Source organism: Achromobacter sp. Marseille-Q0513 (assembly GCF_018195695.1).
Lineage (GTDB): Bacteria > Pseudomonadota > Gammaproteobacteria > Burkholderiales > Burkholderiaceae_B > Achromobacter.
On record NZ_JAGTJY010000311.1, the window covers coordinates 1 to 409 of the forward strand.

1 pseudogene is annotated in these 409 nt (G+C 79.0%); it reads right to left on the reverse strand.

The window, feature by feature from the left end:
- Window positions 1-409 (reverse strand): annotated as a pseudogene (locus tag KDH83_RS29995) (helix-turn-helix domain-containing protein); the annotation flags it as partial.

Here is a 409-nt window from a genome sequence, read left to right on the forward strand (position 1 = left end):
GAACAGCACCGGCCGCCGCGACAGGTCCACCGTGGCCATGGGACCGCGCAGCGCCTGGCGGGCGGTGTCCGCCACCAGCGCGTCCGAGGCCATCAGCGCTTCCACTTCGTCCAGGCGCAGCAGGCGCTGCGCGCCGTGGCGGGTCAGCCTGGCCGCCGGGGCCTCAAGTAGACGGGAAAGCGTGTCGGCCTCGGCCTGCAGCGCGCCGATGCCGGATGCGCGCGCGGCGGGCCGGGCCTGGGCCAGCGCCAGCCGGGCGGGTTCGGCCTGCAGGCGGCGCAGGGCGATGCCGGCGGCGGCCAAGGCATGCACCGCCCGAGCGGCGGCGGGCAGCGGCGCCTGGTCCCAGCCGGCGATGGCGACGGCGGCGTCGTCGGCCCGGCCCAGCAGCAGCAGGCGCCGCGCATGC